At 68.9% G+C, this 21,925-nt stretch carries 19 protein-coding genes and 3 pseudogenes; 8 read left to right on the plus strand and 14 right to left on the minus strand.

All coding sequences use genetic code 11. The features are described from left to right. Positions 1-47: 47 nt before the first annotated feature. The 4 genes from IE272_RS37175 to IE272_RS37190 form a co-directional block, all read right to left on the minus strand. On the minus strand, positions 48-1,457 hold the full coding sequence (locus IE272_RS37175) for an SCO6881 family protein (protein WP_190010094.1): 1,410 nt from the start codon (positions 1,455-1,457) through the stop codon (positions 48-50). 28 nt (positions 1,458-1,485) lie between these two features. Continuing rightward, on the minus strand, positions 1,486-2,166 hold the full coding sequence (locus IE272_RS37180; protein WP_050361721.1) for a hypothetical protein: 681 nt from the start codon (positions 2,164-2,166) through the stop codon (positions 1,486-1,488). Further along, on the minus strand, positions 2,166-2,474 hold the full coding sequence (locus IE272_RS37185) for a DUF6112 family protein (protein WP_023421641.1): 309 nt from the start codon (positions 2,472-2,474) through the stop codon (positions 2,166-2,168). Before IE272_RS37185 ends, IE272_RS37180 begins: the two co-directional genes overlap by 1 nt. Positions 2,475-2,561: 87 nt before the next feature. After that, positions 2,562-3,707 carry a C40 family peptidase gene (locus IE272_RS37190; RefSeq protein ID WP_190010095.1) on the minus strand — a complete coding sequence of 382 codons (1,146 nt, stop codon included), beginning with the start codon at positions 3,705-3,707 and terminating at the stop codon, positions 2,562-2,564. 580 nt (positions 3,708-4,287) lie between these two features. Here IE272_RS37190 and IE272_RS37195 point away from each other — a divergent pair. Further along, positions 4,288-5,034 (plus strand): DNA-methyltransferase, encoded by a 747-nt coding sequence (locus tag IE272_RS37195; RefSeq protein WP_050361719.1) that lies wholly within the window; start codon positions 4,288-4,290, stop codon positions 5,032-5,034. A gap of 98 nt (positions 5,035-5,132) precedes the next feature. Here the strand turns inward: IE272_RS37195 and IE272_RS37200 are convergent. From IE272_RS37200 to IE272_RS37210, 3 genes and pseudogenes are all read right to left on the minus strand, one after another. Beyond that, a pseudogene (locus tag IE272_RS37200) lies at positions 5,133-6,057 on the minus strand (DUF5655 domain-containing protein). 371 nt (positions 6,058-6,428) lie between these two features. Next, positions 6,429-7,049 (minus strand): flavodoxin, encoded by a 621-nt coding sequence (locus tag IE272_RS37205; protein ID WP_078961420.1) that lies wholly within the window; start codon positions 7,047-7,049, stop codon positions 6,429-6,431. A 421-nt stretch (positions 7,050-7,470) separates the two neighbouring features. After that, positions 7,471-8,001: an NAD(P)H-binding protein gene (locus tag IE272_RS37210; protein WP_229898052.1), complete on the minus strand. Its 531-nt coding sequence runs from the start codon at positions 7,999-8,001 to the stop codon at positions 7,471-7,473. An 18-nt stretch (positions 8,002-8,019) separates the two neighbouring features. Here IE272_RS37210 and IE272_RS38995 point away from each other — a divergent pair, with 18 nt between their 5' ends. Further along, positions 8,020-8,556: a hypothetical protein gene (locus IE272_RS38995; RefSeq protein ID WP_229898054.1), complete on the plus strand. Its 537-nt coding sequence runs from the start codon at positions 8,020-8,022 to the stop codon at positions 8,554-8,556. Positions 8,557-9,445: 889 nt separating this feature from the next. Continuing rightward, on the plus strand, positions 9,446-10,195 hold the full coding sequence (locus tag IE272_RS37220; RefSeq protein ID WP_050361717.1) for an IS5/IS1182 family transposase: 750 nt from the start codon (positions 9,446-9,448) through the stop codon (positions 10,193-10,195). 67 nt (positions 10,196-10,262) lie between these two features. Here IE272_RS37220 and IE272_RS37225 read toward each other — a convergent pair whose 3' ends face one another. Next, positions 10,263-10,832 (minus strand): SMI1/KNR4 family protein, encoded by a 570-nt coding sequence (locus tag IE272_RS37225; RefSeq protein ID WP_050361716.1) that lies wholly within the window; start codon positions 10,830-10,832, stop codon positions 10,263-10,265. Positions 10,833-11,030: 198 nt separating this feature from the next. On the opposite strand from IE272_RS37225, the gene IE272_RS37230 reads away from it, so the two are divergent. Continuing rightward, positions 11,031-12,218: a HEAT repeat domain-containing protein gene (locus IE272_RS37230; RefSeq protein WP_190010097.1), complete on the plus strand. Its 1,188-nt coding sequence runs from the start codon at positions 11,031-11,033 to the stop codon at positions 12,216-12,218. A gap of 122 nt (positions 12,219-12,340) precedes the next feature. On the opposite strand, the gene IE272_RS37235 is transcribed toward IE272_RS37230, so the two are convergent. Next, positions 12,341-13,036: a hypothetical protein gene (locus IE272_RS37235; protein WP_229898057.1), complete on the minus strand. Its 696-nt coding sequence runs from the start codon at positions 13,034-13,036 to the stop codon at positions 12,341-12,343. A 257-nt stretch (positions 13,037-13,293) separates the two neighbouring features. Continuing rightward, a pseudogene (locus IE272_RS37240) lies at positions 13,294-13,461 on the minus strand (diguanylate cyclase domain-containing protein); the annotation flags it as partial. 149 nt (positions 13,462-13,610) lie between these two features. On the opposite strand from IE272_RS37240, the gene IE272_RS37245 reads away from it, so the two are divergent. Together IE272_RS37245 and IE272_RS37250 are read left to right on the plus strand one after the other, a co-directional pair. After that, positions 13,611-14,753 (plus strand): hypothetical protein, encoded by a 1,143-nt coding sequence (locus IE272_RS37245; protein WP_190010099.1) that lies wholly within the window; start codon positions 13,611-13,613, stop codon positions 14,751-14,753. A 329-nt stretch (positions 14,754-15,082) separates the two neighbouring features. Next, positions 15,083-15,310, plus strand: coding sequence for a hypothetical protein (locus IE272_RS37250; RefSeq protein WP_190010101.1), 228 nt, complete (start codon positions 15,083-15,085; stop codon positions 15,308-15,310). Between the two features lie 177 nt (positions 15,311-15,487). Here the strand turns inward: IE272_RS37250 and IE272_RS37255 are convergent, their stop codons facing one another. Next, positions 15,488-16,882: a VWA domain-containing protein gene (locus tag IE272_RS37255; protein WP_050361711.1), complete on the minus strand. Its 1,395-nt coding sequence runs from the start codon at positions 16,880-16,882 to the stop codon at positions 15,488-15,490. A 711-nt stretch (positions 16,883-17,593) separates the two neighbouring features. Continuing rightward, positions 17,594-18,241 (minus strand): HNH endonuclease, encoded by a 648-nt coding sequence (locus IE272_RS37260; protein WP_159392664.1) that lies wholly within the window; start codon positions 18,239-18,241, stop codon positions 17,594-17,596. A gap of 1,450 nt (positions 18,242-19,691) precedes the next feature. Here IE272_RS37260 and IE272_RS39395 point away from each other — a divergent pair. Both IE272_RS39395 and IE272_RS39400 read left to right on the plus strand, forming a co-directional pair. After that, positions 19,692-20,174 carry an Imm21 family immunity protein gene (locus IE272_RS39395; protein ID WP_078961415.1) on the plus strand — a complete coding sequence of 161 codons (483 nt, stop codon included), beginning with the start codon at positions 19,692-19,694 and terminating at the stop codon, positions 20,172-20,174. Between the two features lie 244 nt (positions 20,175-20,418). Further along, complete coding sequence (locus IE272_RS39400) at positions 20,419-20,553, plus strand: hypothetical protein (protein ID WP_373304238.1); 135 nt, start codon at positions 20,419-20,421, stop codon at positions 20,551-20,553. A 732-nt stretch (positions 20,554-21,285) separates the two neighbouring features. Here the strand turns inward: IE272_RS39400 and IE272_RS37270 are convergent. Further along, positions 21,286-21,669, minus strand: a pseudogene (locus IE272_RS37270) (hypothetical protein); the annotation flags it as partial. 55 nt (positions 21,670-21,724) lie between these two features. Beyond that, positions 21,725-21,853: a hypothetical protein gene (locus IE272_RS39195; RefSeq protein WP_267888770.1), complete on the minus strand. Its 129-nt coding sequence runs from the start codon at positions 21,851-21,853 to the stop codon at positions 21,725-21,727. Positions 21,854-21,925 lie beyond the last annotated feature (72 nt).

The raw sequence follows: 21,925 nt of genomic DNA on the forward strand, positions 1-21,925 counted from the left end.
GGGGCGGGGGCGGGCCGTGGAGTGCGGCCCGCCCCCGGGGATGTGGGTCAGGAACCCGACGGCGGCTGGGTGGGATACACCCAGTTCGTCGGCGTCGCGGAGCCGGTGGCCGACGGACCGGACGCGGACGCCGGAGTGCCCGAGGCCGAAGGTCCGGGGTCGGCTGGCGGCATGGAGGTCATGTCGCCGCCCGGAGCCGATGCGGCTGCGAGGTGACCGGAGCCGCCCGCAACGCCTTGGGCAGTCGGCCCGGAACCTTCCGGTTCGTCCTCGCCAGGACGTGTGATCAGCGGCGGGATCCCGGGGCGCTGGATCAGAGCCCGGCCCTTGTCGCCGCTCGCGTTCGGGTCTTCGCCGTACCGGAAGCGGGTCTGTTGCGTGGGTGGCCCGGCGTCGATGCCCTCCTTGCTGAGGGTGCCGCCGGAGGGGTTGATGCCGGAGGCGACGCCATCGGTGCCCGCGCCGGGGACCTGGTTCGGACCCTGCGGAGCGGGGGCGCCGGTACCGGCCCGCAGCGCGAGGCTGCCTGCGGTCTTCGCGGCTCCTGCGGCGACCGCCATGCCAGCGACACCGGTGCGGTGCATGTCGTCGTGGCCGTCGCCGTCGCTGGCCCAGTGGACGAACTTGTACGTCGCGTAGGGGCAGAGCAATACCAGGACCATCACGACGATGCCGGCCATCGCGTCGGACAGGGCCGCCATTCCGTCGCTGGCGTCGGTCTTGCCCATGGCGGAGACGCCGATCAGGAAGACGACGGTCATCAGGAGCTTGGAGACGATCAGGGTGCCGGTGGCCTCGATCCAGCCGCGCCGCCACCGTTTGGCGACTTCCCAGCCGCCGCCCGCCCCGGCGAACACCGCGAGCGCGACCATGATCAGGACGCCGACCTTGCGGGCCACCATCACGCCCCAGTAGAGGAAGGCGCCGATCGCGCACCCGAAGGCCACCAGCGCGGGCACACCCCAGCCGAGGCCGTACATGGCCCCCATCTGATCAACCTTGATCACACGGCGGATCGCGTCGTCGATCGAGGTGTTGGCGGCTTTGAAGAGGCCGTCGGACAGTGCGTCCACCACGGTGATGGCGACGGTCGTGAAGGCGATGGCGGAGAAGCTGAAGAGGACTCCGGTCATGGTGCCGAACGCCGCCTTGGCGAGGGCACGTTCGTCGCGGCGCCAGGCCGCGGTCATGAGCTGGATGCAGAAGATGCCGACGGTCAGGGCGAGGCCGATGGGCAGCAGTAGCTCGTAGTTGTCGCGGAACCATCCGGCGTTGAGGTCGATGGCCGTCGTCTTGTTGACGGCCTTGGCGGCCAGGTCGGCCGCGCTGGACGCCAGCTCGCCCGCCGACTTTGCGATCCACGCGCCGAGACCGTCGGTGACGGTGCCGGCGGGGTTGGTGGCGAAGTCGACAGCGCCGCACACCTTGTCCATCAGCGGGAAGTCGCAGACTCCCATGGGTCGTACCTCCGTTCTGGGGCGAGGGTCAGGGCGCGACGGACGGCATGACGCCGACCAGGGCGCAGGAGTGGTTGGGCCGGCACTGGACCGCGAGGGTGGTGGACCGGCTCTCCGCGCCGCCGGCGGCCGAGCCCTTCCAGCGAATCGACTGCTTGCCGGAGACCGTGACGGCGTAGACGTACGCCTGGGTGATCGCCCCGGGGTCGTCCTGGAGGGCCTGGGTGAAGGCGTGCGGGAAGTGCCCCTCGTTGACCTTGGCGGTGGCGACCTGCTTGTTGGCCGCCATCTCCTTCCACAGCACGGCCGAGGGGACCGCCTGGTCGACGGAGGCCGGGTCGGCGTACTTCGACTCCGTGGTCAGCCAGCCGCGCAGCGCCTTGCGCAGCTCTGGCTGCGAGTACGCGCGGGTGTCGTACGACCACAGCGCTGCGGCGGCGGCCTTCCCGTACGTGATCGGGTCGTGGGTTTTCGGCGGAACGGGCAGAGCGCGGGGCCGGGTGTGCGGCCCGGACTGTGTCGCGGGCGACGAGGACGTGGTGGGCGAACTCGGCGGTGGGGAAGCGGTATCGGAGGGGCTTCGGCCCTCGCGGGTGAGGTAGGCGGCCAGGCCGGCGAGGGCGACGAGCACCGCCAGGACGGCAGTGCCGAGCAGCGCCCGGCGGCGCACGCGAGATGCGCCGCCGGGGTGGGTGGAGTGCTGAGCCATCAGTGGACCTGCGTCCCGAGCGTCGAGAAGAACGCCACTACACCGTTGGCCGCACCGAGAAGAAGGGCCGCGCCCGCGCTTACCAGCACGCCCTTCTTCCCGTTCGCCTCGGCCTGGTGACCACCGGAGTGGTGACCCCAGGCCCACACGCCTGCACTGACGGCGAGGGCTCCGACCACGGCGATGAGCCCGAACAAGTTGATCGAGCCCATCACCTGCTTGAGGACGTTGAGCCCAGGGAGCCCGCCCTCGTTGGGTTTGATTCCCGGGTCGTAGGCGAGCTGTATGACCTGGTCAGCGAGATACATGGGGAACTCCAGTTCGAATGAGCGCACGCCTAAGCCCGGCGGGGCGAACCAGCGGTGCGAGGGGGAGGGGAGGGGGAGGAGCGCCGGTCAGACGACTCGGCGGGCCGCGAGAATCCGCGATTTCCAGGACGCGACGGTGGTGATCCGTACGACGTCACCGGTGTGCGGGGCGTGGACGATCAGGCCCTGCCCGATCGCCATCCCGACGTGTTCCGGTACGGCGGCCGTCCCCTCGGTGAAGAGGAGGTCGCCCGGCCTGATGGCATCGACCGAGACGGCCTTGCCGTCCTTGACCTGCGTGTACGTGGTCCGCGTCAGGGTGACCCCGGCGGCCTTATACGCACCCTGCATTAGGGAGGAGCAGTCGCAGCGGCCCATCGGGTTCTTGCCGTGGGAGTCGGTGCACGTGCCGCCCCACTGATACGGGGTGCCGAGCTGGCCGAGCGCCCACCGGATCGCCGTCTGCACCTTCGGCGGCGCGGAGGCGGGAATCCTGTACTCCTCCGGCAGCGCGCCCGCCGGGATGGTGCCGAAGTCCGTCCCATCGCCGTCCGCCGAACAACCCCCCGCGGAATCGGGAGAGGGGCTGCCGGTCTCGGCAGAGCCGGACGACGACGGGCTCGGCGATGCGCCGCCGGCCTTCTGCAACAGGGGCTCGATAGCCTTCTGCAGGGCGGTGGCCAGCGGCTCCCACTTGGCGTACGCCTCGGGGAAGCCCGACTTCTGTACTGTCTGGGCGGCCTGGGTGACAGAGAGGGACTGCCAGCCGGAGACCTTCTTGAGCCCCTCGTAGAACTTCGTCGAGGCGTGCACCGGGTCAAGGATCTGGCTGGCCGTACCCCAGCCCATCGACGGCCGCTGCTGGAAGAGACCCAACGAATCGCGGTCGCCGTAGGTCAGGTTCCGCAGGCCGCTTTCCTGCCAAGCGGTCGCCAGGGCGACGACCTGCCCTCGGGCGGGGATGTTCATCGCGACGCCCGTGGCCTGGATCGTCTTGGCGTTGGGCACCTGGTCGGCAGGCGCGTCCAGACCCGGCACGGAGACCGAGCCCTTGTCGCCGCCGTCCAGGATGGCCTTCACCTGCTTGGCGACGGCGGAGGCGTCCACACCCTGTGCACCGTCGGTCGAGCACGAAGCCGAGGCGGTCCCGGCACCGATGCCAAGGATCGGCAGTGCCAGCAGGAGTGGTCCGGTGGCGCACAGACCCACGAGTGCTCCCGTCGTCTTCTTCACGGCCGCCGCCGTTCAGCGCGACGGTGGTGCGGACCGGTCGAGGGAGGTGGGTCGGGGCGCGGGTGTGTCAGGGCATGCTGCATCGCAGCGGCTCCTCGGTGTTCGAAGGAGACGCGGTGCCGACTTCTCGTGCAAAGCCGTCGGCACCGCGCCGATGTGCATCCGCCGCTCGGCGGGCCCGGGTCAGAGGAGTTGGTAGCTCCAGGACGCCGATTTCAGGTCACGCGCGACAGCCAGCCGCGCTCGTAATCTCAGGCAGTGCACAGGGGCCTCCTCACGGCGCTCGCGGGCTGATGGGCAACATGCCTCCGACGCTGCTCGATTGGACGAGACGGCACGGATAAGCACAGCTCAACGGGGGTGGAGCAACGCTCCTTCCCGGTGGCACGGCGAGACAGTAGACCGGGATTCCGGCCGCGCCAAACGACTGCCATCCAGGGGCCCGAAGCAGGGAGCCACCTCGTTAGGCGTGGCCGGAATTCGCCGTTAACCTCCGCTGCAACCTCGCACCGGATGCACACCGTTGAGCGCTGCCCGGAGCAGGTCCAGACTCCGCCGCGCCCGAAGAGAGGCCCTCCCCATGAGCTACACGCTGCACCGAGGCGACGCCCTGACCGTCCTGAAGTCCCTCCCGGACGAGAGCGTCCAGGCAGTGATCACCGATCCGCCGTACAACTCCGGTGGCCGCACCAGCTCGGACCGAACCGGCCGTACCGCACGTGCCAAGTACGTCACCAGCAACTCGGCCCACGACCTCGCCAACTTCCCCGGCGAGAACCGCGACCAGCGCTCCTACCGCTCCTGGCTCACCGAACTACTCACCGAGGCGTACCGTGCCTCGACCGAGCACGCGGTCGCGATGGTCTTCACCGACTGGCGCCAGGAGCCGACCACCTCCGACGCCCTGCAGATGGCGGGATGGACCTGGAGCGGCACGATTCCGTGGATCAAGCCGTCCAGCCGGCCCCGCAAGGGCGGGCCGAAGCAGGACTCGGAGTCCATCATTTGGGGCGTCAAGGGCTCCCTCGACAACACCCGCGATCTCTACCTGCCGGGGCACTACATCGCCTCCCAGCCCCGCAAGGGCCGGGTTCACATCACCCAGAAGCCGGTCGAGGTCATGCAGCAGCTCGTCCAGGTCTGCCCCGAGGGTGGCACCGTCCTCGACCCGTTCACCGGCAGCGGCTCCACCGGGGTCGCGGCCCTGCGCGAGGGACGCCGCTTCGTGGGCGTCGAGCTGTCCGCGCACTACGCGGACGTCGCCGAGGAGCGGCTGCGAGCCGAACTGACGAAGGACGACTTCGAGCTGGCCGGACCGGAGGCATGAGCGTGAGAGCGAAGAGAGGCCAGGGTCGGCGGCCCACAGACGCCAGAGGGGTGGCTGGAGCATCGACTAATCGATGCACCAGCCGCCCCTCCTGTTACTCAGGCCGCCTCGAACGCCCGCCGGATCAGCGGCGCCGCCTTCTCCAAGTCGGCTGCCGAGACGACGCGGACCTCCAGGTCGCCGGTCCCGAGGTGTCCGATACCGCGCATGTCCCGGGTGAAGCCCTCCTCCAACTCGACCGTTTCCGGGTCGAGTCTGAGGTACACCAGGATCGCCTCGTGCTTCGGACGGAAGATCACCGACGCCACGTTCACCAACCGCCGGTAGGCGATGTAGTGCCGCAGGGACGCCACCTCCACCTCGCCCCATGCCGTGAGTGCCTCGTCCAGTTCCGCGTACAGGTCCCGCAGGCACTCCGGCACCGCTCCTCCACCCGCAGGCAGAGAGACCGCCGAAGCCGTCGGCACGCTGCCCGCCACGGGTGCCCGCTCCCGACCCCGGCGAGACGAGGCAGCGCTCGGGAAGCCGGTCGCGGAGTCCACGAGCAGCAGCCCCAGCAGGCCACCGTCGAAGATCCGGTAGCGCACCAGGTCGATCCGCTCGGGCAACCTCTGCACCGCCACCCGGTCGTGGTGCGAGAGGCCCGCCGCGATGCAGATCATCCGCGGACGATGCCAGTCGACGGACTCGGCGGCCTCCGCCCCCAGCACCTTCCGCACGAGCGCCTCGAACTCGTGGTGCGCCGACTCCAGCCAGGACAGGTAGGAGACCGCCTGGGACATCAACCCCGCTGTCCGAGCCCTTCTTGAACTCGATCACCACCGGGCTGCCGTTCTCATCGAGCCCCAGGGTGTCGATCCGCCCTCGGTGCCAGGGGCCGGTCTGGTACTCCGATGCCAGGAAACGGACGCCCAGCATCTGCTCCAGGCCGGCCTCGACCCGCCGCTGCAGCTCCACCGTCGAACTGGCCAGCTCGACGTCCCGTCCGTCCGCGTCCTGCCGGAACATCATCAGCTCGGCCACCAGCGCCCCCTCCCGCGATCTCTGCAAGGAAGCCAATCGAACGAACGCCCTGGTTATTCCACCTCCAACTCGCCGGATCGTCTGGTGGGGCAGGTTCAGGAAGGGCCGCTCGTTTGATGGACCCGGGGCCTTGCGAACGTCGCGGCGAGTTCCTTGCGGGGCGGCATGAGTTGCTTGGGCATGTTCCAGCCCAGGCGTGCATCGGATCTTGAACGATGAACCGTTGCGGCGGGGCGCTGGGGGCCGAGCAAGTAGAGCTGAGGCCCCGTGAGGCTGGCCGGATGCCTGCGGCCTCCGGCGGGTTCCACGGACCCCTTACCGGTGACCGTCCCGTCCTTGCAGCCGGCCGGTAGCGCGATCGGTGGATCTGGTCACCGGGCGGCAAGGCCGATGCGGCGAAGCCACTGTCCGACTTCGTCGTCGGCGTCTTTGACCTGCTCGCCTCGCACTGCGAGTCCCTCGGCGAGGGTGGCGCCGGGGCAGGAGGCTGCGTAGTCGCGTTCGGTGGTGCCCAGGCCGCTCATGGCGTGGGTGGTGAGGGGGTGGACGGTTTTGCCGCGAAAGTCGAGGGCTTCGGTGAACGTCGTCATGATCATGGGTGCCCTGACGTTCCAGATTGGGCTGGCCAGCAGGATCGTGTTGTAGCCGTCGAGGGAGGGCAGGCGGTCTTCGATGGCCGGGCGGGCGTCAGTGTCCTGCTCACGGGTGTTGCGCTTCACGGTCGCGTCGTAGTCGTGCGGGTAGGGGTCGGCGGCCCGGATGCGGTAGGTGTTGCACGTGATGAGCTGGCTGATCTTCTGGGCCAGTACTTCGGTGTTGCCGACCTTCAGGTCGGTACGGCCGCCGTAGGAGTAGTTCTCGCCGGGGCGGGAGAAGTAGGCCAGCAGGACTCGTTTCACGTTGCTTCCCGTCGTCGCGGCGGACTGGGAGGGGGCGGAGGTGTCGGGGCGGGATGAGGACGGCGAACAGCCCGCCAGGTGGGTGGCGGTCAAGACGACGGTTCCTGTCAGCAATGATCTGCGCAGTACAGCAGGTCGACTAGGCCGGGCGGTGCTGTGCTGTGACGTGGTCACGGGGGACGGCTCCCAGCAAGGTGGGCCAGTATCGGAAGGAGGAACGCCGATCCCTGGTGTCTGGCTGCGTGAGGCGACTTAACCTGGATCGCCGCAGCCTGCGAGTGGTGTCACCGCTGGTGTCCCGTCCACGATGCGGGCCTTGCGCAAGGGGGACAGGGAGTGACTGGTGAACACCGGATCCTGACCGAGACGTTCGATACCGCTGATCCGCTCAACTGCTGTGCTCGTTCTGCGTCACGGAGGAGGCAGCTGGTCGTCATGTCACCGCTGCCCATCCCGGGCGCGCGGTGAAGCCGCCCGCGTGATGCTCGGGGTGGTCGGCGGGTGGTACCAGCGGTCAAGTGTCGCGGCGGGCGGTGAGTGCGTTCAGGTCGTCGCGTACGTGTCGTGGTTCGTCTTCGAGCGGCATGTTGGCCTCATCGCGTACCGCGTCGAGTGTGCCGGCCGGGTCCTGTTCCAGTGCGGTGAACAGCGGGTCGAGGTCTGTGGGGGCGGGACCAGTTTCGGCGACGAGTTCGAAGGTCCGGCGCACCGCGTGGGGGGAGGTGAGGGATGCGACGAGGACTTCGGCGATCTGGTGCCGGGCGATGACGCCGTCGCTGGGGCTTCCGGTGCGGCGGGTGTCGCCTTGCAGGAAGACGAGCCGGTGTTCGTCGGGGCCGTTCATGTCGAACCAGGCGGGCCGCACGATGGTGTAGGGCAGGCCGCTGGCGCGGACGAGGCGTTCGGAGCGGCGCTTCCATTCCAGGAGGTGGCCATAGGAGCTGCTGCGGGTGGTTGCCCCGATGGAGGTCATCAGTGCGATGTGGGCCGTTTGGGTGCCCAGCGCGGTCAGGATGTTGCGGACGCCGCCGTAGTCGACGCTCACGGCTACCTCGACTCCACGATGACCCGCCCGGCAGCGCTTGGCGATGACCTGTTCGTCGTCCCGGTCTTCGGAAAGACCTACCGTTCGACCAACCTGGGGCAGGAGTTCAGCTTCGCCCTCGTCGATGACCGCGGGGTGCTGCGGGGCCGGCTGGAAGGCTTGCACCTGCGCGAGGACAGCCCGTTCACCGGCTTCGACTTCACCGTCGTCGCCGACCCGTACCGCGCCCGTGCCTTCCATCTCAACCGCTACGGCCTGTACGCGTGGAGCGCCGACGGGGTGCTGCGCTCCTGGATGCCCACTGCGGAGAAACCCTTCAAGCCCCTTGTCCACTTCGCCCTGCTGGAGTGCACACCCGCAGGGGAACTTCTCCTCGCGCACCGCAAGCAGCACCTTCTGCTGCGGGTGCCGGTGCCGCAGGACCTGGACGACCTGGCGGTGGCCGTGGAGGCCGCGCTGAAGGACTACGGGCGCGAGCGCACCGCGCTGAAGAAGCAGTACGCGCCCGTGAGCTGGCTCTGGTCGGACAGCGCCGCCACCGTGAACCCTCTCTGATGATCGATGATCTCGACCGCCTGCCGGGTGCGGTGTGCTCGTTCGGGTGCCTCAGGAAACGGCCGCTACTCCTGCTTCCCGCGCGGCAGTTGCCGGAGCACCATACGCAGCCCTCGCCGCCTTCCCGGTTCCGCTCTGTCCGGGAGGGCGGCGGGGAGCGGGGGAGCGGGGCTGAGTGGCGGGTGCCGGGGGAGCGGCGGGGGCGCAAGACCGCCCGGTTGACCGTCGTGGCCGACGGAGGGCGGGGCGGAAGCTGTCTGCGGGACGGTGGGTCGTGTGCCCGCGCCCGGAACGCCGCCCCCGGCCGGAGTCGGGGGAGGTGACGGCTTCTCCCGCTGAGCGGTTTCCAGGGTGTCGCTGCGGGCCTGCGGGACTGCCGGCGCCCCTGTCGCTCATTCCCGTGATCATGCCGGTACGTTCCGTATCCGCCAAGCGCGGTGCCGGAAGCCGGTCCGCTCGGATTCCCGCGCCAGGTGCCGCACGGGCCGGCCGAGGAACGTGCGGTCCTCCCGGACGACGTCGGCGGCCTGGGCCCTCGCCCGGAAGGACCGGGACGGGATCGAACGGAGAGCAGGTCTCGGCGGGCCGAGCGGCAGGGCCGTCAGCGATCCCGGCGAGGCAAAACCCGCTCTGGGACCATGAATTTCGGCGGAATTCCTGCCAGTTCTCAGTTATCACGCCCTTTTGGCTGGCGGTTCTATGTCCACCGGAGAATACGTTGCCGCGCTCTTCTGAATTACGTGAGGCTGACCGGGTCGCGTCGGTCAGCCAGTGAGCTCTTTCAGAGTGGCCACCGATCGGGTGACGGGCCAGCGTTCCGCAACGCACGAGGCTCCCGTGCCGTTGAGAGAGATGTTCGACATCTCAACTCATCAACACAGGAGCCTCATTGGTTCGCCGACCTGCCGCGCTCGACCTGCCGCACGCCCTGGTCGAGTGGGTATCCATGCTCATCGTCACCCGTGAGGGTGACCGCCGCTGCAAGCTCCCGCCCCACCAGCGCGCCCTCGTCGGCCTGGTCTACCTTCGCCGCCACGACACGCTCGCGCAGATCGCCGCCGGCTTCGGCATATCCGTCGGCACCGCCCACGCCTACGTCACGGCCGTCATCGATCACCTGTCCCGACGGGCGCCCGGCCTGCTGCGTGTCCTACGCGAGACTGATCCTGAGCACGTCCTGCTCGACGGGACGCTCGCCGAGTGCGACCGCGTCGGAGACAGCCGGAGCGACTTCTCGCAGAAGCACCGTCGCCACGGCGTGAACGTGCAGGTCATCGCCGACCCCACAGGCAAGCTGCTGTGGATCTCACCCGCGCTGCCCGGCCGCACCCACGACCTGACCGCGGCCCGCACCCACCGCATCATCCGGATCTGCGAACGCCAGGGCGTCCCCGTCCTCGCCGACCGCGCCTACATCGGAGCCGGCTCCTGGGTGACCACACCGATCAGACGGCTCCCGAACCGGGACCTCACCACGACCCAACGAACGATCAGCCAGGCCCTGTCAGCAGCACGGGCACCGGTCGAACGAAGCATCGCAAGGCTGAAGTCCTGGCAGATCTTCCGCCGGGCCCGCTGTAGCCCCAACCGCATGACCGTCATTGCCGCAGCCATCCTCACTCTGGAACGTCAACGCTGATGAAGCTCATTGCCCTTCCAGGGGGGAGGACGGATCGGCAATGGCCGTCATCCAGTGGGGAACCGTCTCACGACCAGACAAGTCGCCCTTCGGCAACGGAACAGACCGGATAGTCCCCCGCGCCGATCCTCGTCAGCATCTCCGCCACGGAGTCGAAGTAGTGAGCCAGTGACGCGTACTCACCGGTGACCGTGGGCTCACCCACGAACCATCTGCCGATACGTCCGTCCCTCACGTCGATGAACTTTCCCATCCAGCCGTCCTGGTCCGACAGGAACGGGACCCACTCGTTGCGCCAGAACGGGCAGTCCGGCTGGTCCGGCGGGTCGAATCCGCAGGGCGTGGAACGGTTCGCGTAAAGCCTCTCCATCGCCCGGATGCCCAGAAAGAAGCTCCCCTCGTCGGGGAACCCATCGAAACCGCAACATTGCACTTCGTCGTCGAAATCTTCCTCCGACAGATCCAGATTGTTCTGCAACAGCCACGTCCGCAGGTCCCCATGCAGGGAGATCCCCATCCGTTCCTCGGCTGCCGCGAACATCTGCTCCGTAGCGGGCCCGGACAGATCCGCGTGATCGGCCGGCGCGTGCTCCCGAAGCAGATTCATCACACGCGACCAACTCTCGGCCACACTCATCGCCCTCTGTCCTCTCCACAGGGATGCCTCCATCCGACTACGCCACTGCGGAGGTCGGGAAGTACAGGCCGGAGAACCTTCCAGGGATGATACTTCGATCATGCGTTCTATCCCTCCCTGTGATCGTCTTCCGCCCAGAAATGCGGAGCCAGCCCCTCAGCGAAGTGACCGCCTGCGACTTTCCACAGACAACCCACCATGCCCGGCAGGCCCAGCCGAGGAGCTTTCAGGACCGGCCACCGTGACGCCGTCCTCCGCCTGTGGGGCCGCCAGCTCTACGAGCGTCAGAACGAGCCACTCGCCTGGGCGGAGGCGGTCCTGGAGGCCACCGGTCGCCCGCCGACCGCCGTCACCGCGGCGATGTCCGGCCGACTCGAAGCCCTCGCTGATTCCCCATCGGACCGCGCGCAGCTGCTGTTCCGTACGGTCGCCAAGCTGGCCGCGAACCTGCGGGGCGACGGCCACTACGACGTGGACGTCGGCACCCGAATCGGCCCACTGGCCCTTTGGTTGTGCGAACTCGAGCCACCGCTCGCCGGCCCGCTCGGGGACGCACTCGGCCACCCGCCGGACGGGCCGACATCCCTCGTCACCGTCCACGCCATCGAACTGAGCAGCGGGAACCGCACGATCCGACTGCGGGCGATCGACGCCCTGCTGGAGTGGGCCGAGCTCGGCCATCCGCAGGCCCTGGCGGCCTTGTCCGAGGTCGCCTCCGACCACCGGACTCAAGATGTCACCGTCTGGACCAAGGCACTCAACCGGATCACCCTGTTCGGCGACGCGAACCTCGAACCGGGCTTCCTGCGCGCGCTCGCCGACACCGGGCACCGCGGGGTGCGGTGGTCGGCGCTCGCCTGCGCCGAACTCGGCTTCCGCCGGTCCGTTCCGCTGATCACCGCCCTGCTGGAGCATCCCGATCCGATGGTCCGCGAGGGCGCCTGCGAGGCGCTCGGCCTCTTCGAGGAACCGGCCGCCATACCCGCCCTGACAGCCCGGCTGGACGACGAGACCACCTGGGTACGCAGCAGGGCCGCCATGGCCCTCGGCCAAATCGGCGGCGACCGGGCACTCGCTGCGCTCTGGCAGGCCATGATGGAACACCGAAACCCGAAGGCCAACCATCTCGCCTCAGCGATCGCTGCCTTCGGCCCGCCGGTGGTGGACGACCTGATCGCCCTCACCACCGATCCCGACCCGGACCTCCGAGCACTGGCCTGCCGCGCTCTCGGCTCCACCGCCGACGACCGGGCCCTGCCAGCACTGAAACACCTCGCCGCCCACGACCTCGCCAGAACCACCCTCGGCGGCCTCGTAGCAACCGCCGCCGAGCAGGGACTGCGGACCGCGCACCGCATTCGCGACGCGCGGACCACATCGACATAGTCTCGACGGACGTCCATGCTGAACCCAGGGCCATGTGGCACGAGGAGACCAAGGCGTGGCGTTCCCAGAACACTGCGAAGACCGTTCCTGGTTTCCACATGTGCAGCCAGGCTGCTTGGGTTTCAGGTCGGTGGGCGCAGTTGGAGGATGCTGCTGATGTCCTTCAGGGCCGGTTCCGGTTGGTCTTGGTCGTGTGTGAGCACTGCTGCGGCAAGGGTGAGCCGCGTGATCCGCTGGCGGAGGGCGTGGATCTCGGCGGTCTGGGCGGTGGAGTCGTGAGTGTCAGCGGAGACGCGCAGGCGGCGGGCAAGGGGTGGAGGCAGATGGCTGGCGAGCTGGTCGAGTTCGCCGGCGCGTTGGCGGAGCAGGAGGGCGTGGCCGTCGGTGCGGACGGTGTTCGCACAGCCGGGGCGGCAGTTGTACTGGCGGGGTGCGGTGGCACTGGGGTCGGGTTCGCACATGGCCACGTCGTGCTTGAAGGCACAGATCAGCAGGGCCTCGGGGTTGTCGTAGAGCACGATGCCGTCGCGGGCGAGGTAGGCGCGGGCCTTGTGTACGAAAGTGCGCGGGACGATGCGGCCCTCGAAGCGGGGGATGTGGGCGGCGGCGGTGAGGGCTCGGCGGGCGGCGGGTCCTGAGAGGCGTTCGCCGGCGGCGAGCCGGTCTTGCAGGCGGGCGGCGTTGTCTGCTGCGGCCAGAGCGGTTTCGACGTCGAGGACGGTGTGAATGCCGCCGCGGCTGCGGGCGCCGTAGCGGCTGGAGGTGCGGGCATCCAGGACGGTGCCCATGTGGCCGTACTGGATGGCGAGTGCGACCAAGCCTCCGGGGCGGCGGGTGATGTGCCAGGCCAGGGTCCTTCGTAAGCGGCTGGCCAGGAGGGTCCGTGCGGGTCGTCGGGGATCAACTGGCTGGCCGGGTTGTGAGTGGCGACCTCACGATTGACCCAGCTCACGAAGTCCTTGATCCGGATAGTCAGACCGCCGGGCTTCAGTACCCCGCTGCGCTGGCCAGAGCTGACCGACGCGGCGACGTCGACCGTGCGGCCGCCGTCCAGGACGACCGGGGTGTGCAGCATCCGGACCAGCTGCTCCAGGCGCCGCTCGCGCCGCTCGCGTCGGTCGGCGTTCAGGACGAAGGCGAACTCGTCGCCTCCGAGGCGGCCGACCGCGGCGCGCGGGCCCGCCCAGGCGGTGAGCCGACTGCCGTACGCGGCGAGGACCGTGTCCCCGACCGCGTGGCACATGGTGTCGTTCACGGCCTTGAAATGGTCGGCGCCGGAAACGCGCGGGTCCGCGGATTCCGGGAGCGGAGAGATGACGACCCCACTCGCCTGTCAGCCTTGGAGGCGGTGTCGGAAGCGGGTTCAGTGCGGGGTACTGGGGGTGACCGGTCGTGATCGAGGATGATGCGGGAATGAATGATCAGGTTCCCGCTGTAATTCCAGCGCTGGTGTTCGATCGGGAGTACCTACCCGTGCTCGTCGGCGGCTCGGTAGTACCCGGACGCTTCACGGTGGGCGGTGCCAGTGTCGTCATAGGCCCGGCAGGAACGGTGATCATCGCGGAAGCGAGTGACACACCCGCCAAAAGCGGTGTGTGGAACGCTGAGGAGGTCCGCTTGATCGGGCCTGCACCGGCGCCGGTCACAGAGCGACTCATGGGGGCGCCCTGGGGTGTGGACGAAGGCTCGTTGCCGATCCACATCGCGGTCCGCGCCGGAGGTGAAGTTTTGTACCTGGGCACCGCCCAGGTGAGCCAGGCTGGCACCTCCGATGGTGTTCTCACCGACTGCGAACTGCGCTTTGAAGCACCCTTGAGCAGAGAACTCCTCAACCGAGTGCGCCCACCACTTCCACCTGAGCACTTGCCGGACTTGGAGTGGCTGGAAAATGTGAACGGTGACCGTGCGGCAGCTCTTGAGCAGTTCGTCACCGGCTGGTACCCGACCGCAGACGCCACCGCATCGTCTACCCGCGACTCCGCGTCACGCCTTCCCGATGGACTGAGACAGCTGTACCGGCTCGCGAAGCAGCGGCCGGGTGCCCTTGGAATCCAGAACAGGATCCTGCCCGAGCCAGACCTGCACACCGACCATCTCGGGGAGATGCTCGTCTTCGGCGTCGAGAACCAAGGAGGCTTCTTCTGGTCACTCCTGTGGACGCTTGAGGGACCTGAAGCCGACCCGACTGTCCTGTTCCGTGAATTCGACGAGGAGCCGATCGCCGAACAGGAACCGCTCAGCGGCTTCCTGATCCAGTTCTCCCTCTTCGAGGCCTCCATGGGCGCCGAATACCTCGCCCTGCCCCACAAACTCACCGCGCCACAGGTCGAGCAACTCACGGAAGCGCTGCACCTTGTGCCCCTGCGTCCCTTCTGGCCCTGGGCACCCACCCACTTCTACGTGGCCCCCGGCCTCGTCGTGCACGTCAGCAGCGAGGACGGCGAAGCATTTGATGTCTGGGCCGGCGCCACCCACCGAAGCGCCCTGGACCCGCTGGCCAGCCTCCCTGTCGACTGGAACCGCTTCGATGGCTGATTGTCCCAAAAGACCAGGTGACAGTCCGCCGTGGTGATCACCTCAGTTGCCGGGCGGTCAACGGGCAGTCGGGCCGTCCGCTCCGGGTACACCGCAGCGACGTAGCGCATGGCAGTCTGAGCAGTGATCCGGCCTCGGGACTGGTAAGCCCGCATGTTGAGGTGTCGCATATTCTCTGGCGGTTTCCCGCTTGACCACCCTGAGTAGTCGGTGGTGCCTGCTGATCACTCTGCGCCTTGGTGACCGGGTTCGTAGGGCGGAATTGTCCAGCGCATCGTTATCTGACCCGTGGGGCCAGGCTGAAGAGTCACGGGATAGACCTGTCCGAAGTGGCGTTCGCCGCGATGTCGCATCGAGTGGTCGCCGCTGTCCCAGTTGATCCCCAGAACGGAGCAGTCAGCGACCTCGATGGCGCCGATCTGAAGCGGGTGGGTCCAACTCGCGCGGTTGAAGCGGTGGAAGTCGGTGTGCTCATCGACTGTAACCATGACGCCCCGGCCCTGTTCGTCGCCTTTCCAGTCGCTGAGGGCGTCGCCGAGCTTCTTGGCGTCATCTAGCGGGAGGTCGAGCCACCCTCGCACTTGACCGCCGTGTCGCAAGATCAGGTCTCCGCCAAACTGAAGATGGGCGGCGTACCGGACCTTGGGGAGACGGGCGCCCCCCGTGCCGTGCCTGGGTCGACTCTCAGCCGATGGCCCGCCGCGCCGGAAGGGGCCGTGTGTCCGAGCGGGCCGTCACAGGACGCCGGCCCAGCCGGCGGCGGTGATCCAGGAGGGGAACTTGGAGAGCAGCCGGTCGTAGAGCTCGGTGTCGGGCACATCTTCGATACGGTCGACCGCGAAGAAGCCGACGTTGTCGACCCGGCGGCCCTGCATGGTGTCCAACCGGGGCAGAATTCCGTACTCCGACCGCCCCAGCCCGACGAACTGCCAGAACACCGGCTCTTCGGCGGCCTCGCGCAGTTCCCGCTCGATCTCGGCGTTGCGGTGGATGCCGCCGTCGGAGAAGAACAGAACCAGGGTGGGAACGGGAACCGGGTTGCGTCGGACGAAGTCACGGACCTCAGCGATCACCTTCTGTTCCTCGTTCTGGATGCCGACGTCGCGCATGTCCACCTGACCGGGCTCCAGGCCCTTCCTGGACCTCCTCCGGAAGAGACTGATCTGCCCGACGCGGACATGGAGCCGCAGCCACTCCGGCAGCTCTCCCAGCGTCAGATCCGGCAGTCGGGCCGGATTCGAGGCGAAGGTCCACGCCTGCATGTCGCCGTCATCGTCCAGCTCGGCGGCGACGGCAGCCATGCGTTCCACGACCTCGGCCACGGTGCCCCTGGTGTAGAGGGCAGCCATGGAGCCGGACGCGTCGAGCACCAGGACCACGCGGGCCGACACCCCTTCCGCGCGGTGTTTGCGGAGGCTGACGGCCACCTGCTCCTTGCGCAGCGACAGACGCTTGCGCATATCGACGGGCAGCCGCTCCTCTCCCATCACCGGCCCCCGCCACGGAGCGCCGGGGGCCGGCGGGGACGCCGGCGCGGGTGCGGCGGCGGGGGGAGTGGCGAGGTTTGCGGCCGGGGGAGCGGCGGTGGGCTGGGGCTCCTCGTCGACGCTGATGCCGAAGTCGGTGGCGAGTCCGAAGAGACCGGAGGTGTACCCCTGCCCCACCGCGCGGAACTTCCACCGTCCGCCCCGCAGATACAGTTCGCCGCCGATGAGAGCCGTCTCGGTCGTCGCCTCCATCGCGAATCGGGCCAGCTCGTTCCGCGTCCCGGCGTCTAGCAGCCGCAGCGTCAGCCCGGACAGCCCTCCGAACGACCCGCCGTCCGCCGACGCGGCCAGCACGACCCGCTCGACGCCGTGCTCCAGCCGCCCGAGGTCCACTTCGAGGATGTCGGACACCGTGCCGGACGCCTGCTGCTTCCCCAGGTGGCGCACCGCGCCGCCGGGGCTCTCCGGCTGGTTGTAGAAGACGAAGTCCCCGTCGTCGCGCACTCGCCCGTCGCCGCCGAGCAGGAGCGCCGAGGCGTCCGCGGCCGGTATGCCGGGGTGGTCGGCCCAGGAGAGCACGGCGTGCACCACAGCCGAGTCAACGGGCAGGTTCGCGCCCCTGCCCAGGGAAGTCGTCGTCATGAGCCCCAGTCTGCACAGCCGTGTACGGATCCGGCAAAGGCCCCCGGAACCGCCCCGGCCGGCGACGGAAAGAGACACCCCGGCCTCCGCCCGGCGGGGCGGGAGCCGTGAACGGCCGAACCGGGGTGCGCGCCCGCCGGGCCGGATGGCCCTCTGCCCCGGGCCGCCCCCGCGCTGTCCGCCGGGCCCGGTCGCGGCTATCGGGTTCCGCCCTGGGGACGGAGCGAGTCCATCCCAGCGCAGCAGCAGTCGTCCGCCCCCCGCCGGCTCTCTCGCCGACGCCCGGAGCACCATGACGGCCCCGGCCGCCGACCGCGGCCTGTCGCCGATGCGCGTGGCTTCCCGGCTCCGGCCGGCGGCGGCGCCGGCGTCCCGACGGTTCGCACGCGAGCCCGGCCCCGGCTGTGGCCAACGAGGATGTTAGCGAGCACGGCTCACAGCAGAACGGGGCCACCAGGGGATGTAGCACATCAGGCGATACGGTTGGTTTTGCCGCGGTGCTTGTGCCTTCACCCTCGCCGACCGGATGTTGCTGGTATCAGTCACGCTTCCCCTCCACGACCAGGCTGCCGTCTTGTGGACGGTATCCGGTTGCCTCCGGGCCGACCCGGGCAGGCGTTCATGGGTGCGGCCGTTTAGGGCGAAGGGATCTACGCGGGATGGCAAAGCTCCGCCATAGGCACCTCCCTCGGCATGAGCCGGATCAGGGCGCTACTCCCTTCCCCGGCCCGTGCTGCCGCCTGTGGAGCGTGCCCCGGCATTGCGGCTGGTCCAATGGTGGCGGTGGTGGCGAACGTCATCGGGGTTGATGTAGTGCCATGGGTGGCGTTCGAGTGCGCCTTGCAGACGGCCCGTCACGGTGTCCACGACTCCGAGGTCGTCGGTCAGGACGTACGCACCGGCGTCGAAGAGGACATGGCAGTTCGGGCAGAGGCATAGCATGTTCTCCGTGAGGTCGGGTCCGCCGTGCTCTCTTGCCCGGATATGAGCCGCTTCGCTGTAGCGGTGGCGGGGTGGAGGCAGGAACAGGGTGGTGGCACATATCTGGCAGGAGTCCTGGTACCACTGCTTGAGCTTGCGGACGACATTCTCGCTGTTCTGCGAACGACTCGTCTCGGTGCCTCCGCTGGGAGCGTGCCCTTCGGGACGGTTCGAGTGGAGAGGAAAGACTTGGCTCTCCGACCTCGGCATAACGCGCAAAGCGTCGTCCACGTCCTCGATGATCTGATCCACTGTGTCGCGGTCCATGGTGACAAGACAGCAGGTGTCGCGAACGGCACGGCGGGCGAGTGACCATGCGGCCTCGACGTGGATGCCGTTGATGGCCGCGTGTTCGGCCGCAGCGAGTGCGGCGGCCATACGTGATACGTGGTCGCCGACTCGGAGGAAGAAGCCGCCGTGCTCCTCGGGCAGAGCCCTGTCCCACCGTTTCTCCGCCGCACGGATCACGTTCCGCATCACGCCTGCGGGAGGGGTGTAGGTCAGGCACGGTCGAAGGTGGTAAGCCCACCGGTATGCCTTTGCCAGGTCGCTCTTCCAACTGTCCGCTGACACTGTCTCCTGCGCGACAAGGGCGCCGCGCTGAGCAAAGTGCAGGACCCGAGACCAGGTGGCGGCATCCGTGGACAGAAAGCCGCGCCACGCCCGGCGGGATGGAGTCCACAGGGCGCCGACATGTGGTGGAGCGGATCTCCCGGCGGATTGGGGGTGTCCGAAGCCCCGCGTGGGAATAACGTGTCGACCGTCCCACGCCATGCGCGTATGACTCTCCAGGATAGGACTTTTCCAGGAACCGCCGGGGCCAGCCGTGAACGGAGAACCAGTCAGGAGAAGGGCGGAGGTGCCCGTGCCGGCGTTCTCCGCCCGGCGGGTGGAATGTACCGCTGTGCTGTACATCCGTCCGTTCGTCACATCGTGATGGGTCGCTAGCGGAGCAATGCCTCCGAGGAGACGGCGAAGGGCATCGACGAGCTGGGACCCGCCGGACGTGCCGTCATGTACGTGTGACATCCAGACTGCCAGTGGGGCACTGCGCCAGGAGACGATCGAGACCGCGGGGGAGATAGCTGCGGACCACCAGCTGATCGCTCCCGCATAGAGGTCTGCCGGGTTCAACCCTGCCGGGGCGGCTTCGGCCGTGGCCATCTCCCCGAGCGGTCCTCGCAGGATGACATCGTCGTCCAAGGTGCTTCCTCGTCGTCGTGGCGTTGTCTACGGGGCCGATCTTGTCCCATACCTCTGACACCGACTGAGGGACAAGGCGATGCGATGGACCCGGAAGTGGTTCGCCGTGATGGTCGATCCGTCTCGATGGGTGACGTTCGTTCTGACGGTGTGAGGCTGGACGGCAACCACCACTCCGCCGGACAGATGCGCGACGTGCCCTGGGTGGCCATCCCGCCCGTGGTCTCAGCGATCCGCGTCCTAGAGACGCTCGTCCCTGACGGGGGCCTGCTCTTCGACTCCGCCGTCCACACCTTCCAGCGGAGACGCGCGGTCACGGCCACCTCGCTCGGCTACGAAGGGCTGCGTACCCGCATCGAGGACTTCGCCCACTGGGCCTCCACCCTCGCTCGTCAGCTCGGCCGCCCGCACGAGACTGTCCCCGCCGATCCGCACGGCGACCTCGGCCTCGCCAGGTTGTGCCCGACCGCGAGGACCGCCCACACCGCCCCGAACGTCGCCAGCGTCGCGACCTGCTCGATGCTCGTCACCGGGCACCCCCGACCACCACAGGCACGAGGCCGACCTGTCCGACCCGGCGCATACGCTGTCGCGTCGGAACTGAGATCTTGGAGCTGGAGGCGACATGTCGTTGACGTGGCTGGAGACGGAGGGCGGCCCGTTCATCGTGGTTCCACGCACTGCGCTGTCGCACTGGTCGGGAACGGAGGGCGACTACGACCGGGCCTGCGAGGTCATGGACCTCGTTGGAGTCCTCGAACTGCCTGACGGAGCCGAGGCGCTCGTCCTCGGGTACGAACCGCTCTCCACCGCCTACCTTCCCGAGCACCGAGTGCTCGTCCGCTGGTGCTACGCGGAGAGCGAGGAGGGCGTCGCTGAGATCATCCTGGCTGGGATTCCCACCGCCGAGTGGGACGAAGGACCCGTGCTGAGCACCACTGGCGAGCTGGTCATGTTCGACGCCGTTTACTTCGGCACTGAGGTCGGGACACTCACGGACAGCACCGTTCTCGAACTCGGCGCCGGCCGCTACCGGGTGGACTCGGCAAGCATCGAACCCGACCAGCTGACGTCCTTTCGCGTCCACCGATTCGTTGAGCTGACCTGACCCGACGTTGGTGCAGAGAACGTCCAGCTCCATCCATGCGGTGCCCGGCCCGTTCACCTCGCGGGTGACGGTGCCGTCGTCGTCCATGCGGACGGCCCGGCAGTGCTCGATGTAGCCGGTCTGGCCGGTCTTCCTTGCCAGCCACAGGAGAAGCGCCCCGCGGTCGATCGCGGCATGGGTCGAGGCGTTGATGGCCGCGCCGGCGAGCAGGGCGGCCGGTGTGACGCGGTAGCCGAAGGCGCGGGTGACGCCGATCGTCGCGGCCAGCTGCACGGCGGTGTACGAGGCGACGTGGCAGACGACCGCGCGCCTGCCGAGGGCGCTGGTGGTCATGGCGGGACGGGTGGAGTCCTCGGCGGCGGGGGTGCCGTCGGCGTGAACCAGGTCCTTGCCGTACAGCCGCTTCCGCGAGGCCGTCGTCGAGCCCTGGACCCAGTGGTCGCACAGGGGATGCATTTCACCGAAGGTCGCCAGGAGCGTCCCGAAGAGGGCCAGGCGCTCGGTGGTGATGGGCAGACGGGGCATGCTGGTGATCTCCTGATCTCGTAGAGGGACGAGGAAGTGGCCGGCCCTGTGCCGATGCGCGGCCAGGTCTGGTGGCGGATGCGGAGCTCGCGGTGGTCTGGCCAGCACCCGCGCGCCCCGTAGCAGAGGGCGGGGGCGAGCGCGGCCGCGACAGCCGACTGGTGCTCAATGAGCCGCCCCCACAGGTCGTCCGCGACCTGGACGGGATCGGTCACCGTGCCGGCTCCGTCTGCGGGGTGATGAGCAGGCCGTTCGTGCGCGTCTCGATGCGGTCGATGTACTCGTCCAGGTCGAGGTCCTCGTTCGTGCGGAGGTCCTCGGCCGGGCGGGTCCAGTCGGTCAGGTCGGCGACCTCGCGGGCGGCGCGCAGGGCATCGTCCTCGGAGGGGAACGCGGCCAGCGCCTTCCCGGAGTGGTGGCCGAGCCGCCACGGGTTGGCCGCCCCGTCGCCTTCCTCGCGGTGCCCGGCGGGCAGTTCGTAGACGTGCAGCCCGGGCACCGGCTCCACGGCCGGCAGCGAGATCGAGACCGTGGCGCCCGCCCCGTTGAGCGCGATCTCGTACGGGGCGGCCGGGAGCGGGCTGGGGTCCGGGTCCGCCTCGGGGTGCGTGAAGCGCAGCGGCTTGCCCAGGGCGCGGGCATAGCGGATCTCGGAGCGGGTCGAGTCCCCGACGTAGTCGCCGACGACCAGGACCTCGTCGGCGAGACGGATCTTCGCCCGGTGCAGCTCGCCCAGGTCGGCCTTGAGGCGTTCGGCCCGAGCGGGGTCGGCCCACAGGGGGTGGGGGTTCTTGAGGTCGCAGGCGGGCTTGACGACGATCCGCCCCGCGAAGGTCTCGCGCAGCTCCGCCTCGTTCATCTGCGCCATGAAGCGGGTGGAGCCGCAGATGGCGACGATGACCGGGAGTCCGAGGTCCCGCTTCGCAGCGGAGAGACGGTGTTCAGGGGTGCGCAACGGCAGGTGAGACATGGAGTGCTCCGTATGTGTTGGTCGCAGCATGCGAGCGCGGCGACGGGCTGACGGGTCAGGGCCGGGGCCGGTCGGTGTCGGCCTCGGCGTGCCGCTCCTGGCGCTGGTCCACGGCCAGAGGGGCGGCGAGGCCGTCGAGCCGCTGTTCGGCGGGCGGGCTGGGCGGCCCTGCGCACGGCCCCACCCGGGGCGGCGAAAGCGGAAGCGCTGAATGCCGGGCGGCGAGGCCGGCGGCTCGGCGGCATGTCGGCCAGCC

It is taken from the genome of Streptomyces anulatus (genome assembly GCF_014650675.1).
Classification (GTDB): domain Bacteria; phylum Actinomycetota; class Actinomycetes; order Streptomycetales; family Streptomycetaceae; genus Streptomyces; species Streptomyces anulatus.

Excerpts from the sequence above, each read along its gene's own strand:
- IE272_RS37175 (WP_190010094.1), bottom strand. The coding sequence starts at position 1,457 with ATGGGAGTCTGCGACTTCCCGCTGATGGACAAGGTGTGCGGCGCTGTC.
- IE272_RS37180 (WP_050361721.1), bottom strand. The coding sequence starts at position 2,166 with ATGGCTCAGCACTCCACCCACCCCGGCGGCGCATCTCGCGTGCGCCGC.
- IE272_RS37185 (WP_023421641.1), bottom strand. The coding sequence starts at position 2,474 with ATGTATCTCGCTGACCAGGTCATACAGCTCGCCTACGACCCGGGAATC.
- IE272_RS37195 (WP_050361719.1), top strand. The coding sequence starts at position 4,288 with ATGAGCTACACGCTGCACCGAGGCGACGCCCTGACCGTCCTGAAGTCC.
- IE272_RS38995 (WP_229898054.1), top strand. The coding sequence starts at position 8,020 with ATGACCCGCCCGGCAGCGCTTGGCGATGACCTGTTCGTCGTCCCGGTC.
- IE272_RS37225 (WP_050361716.1), bottom strand. The coding sequence starts at position 10,832 with ATGAGTGTGGCCGAGAGTTGGTCGCGTGTGATGAATCTGCTTCGGGAG.
- IE272_RS37230 (WP_190010097.1), top strand. The coding sequence starts at position 11,031 with ATGCCCGGCAGGCCCAGCCGAGGAGCTTTCAGGACCGGCCACCGTGAC.
- IE272_RS37255 (WP_050361711.1), bottom strand. The coding sequence starts at position 16,882 with ATGACGACGACTTCCCTGGGCAGGGGCGCGAACCTGCCCGTTGACTCG.
- IE272_RS37260 (WP_159392664.1), bottom strand. The coding sequence starts at position 18,241 with ATGGCCGCCGCACTCGCTGCGGCCGAACACGCGGCCATCAACGGCATC.
- IE272_RS39395 (WP_078961415.1), top strand. The coding sequence starts at position 19,692 with ATGTCGTTGACGTGGCTGGAGACGGAGGGCGGCCCGTTCATCGTGGTT.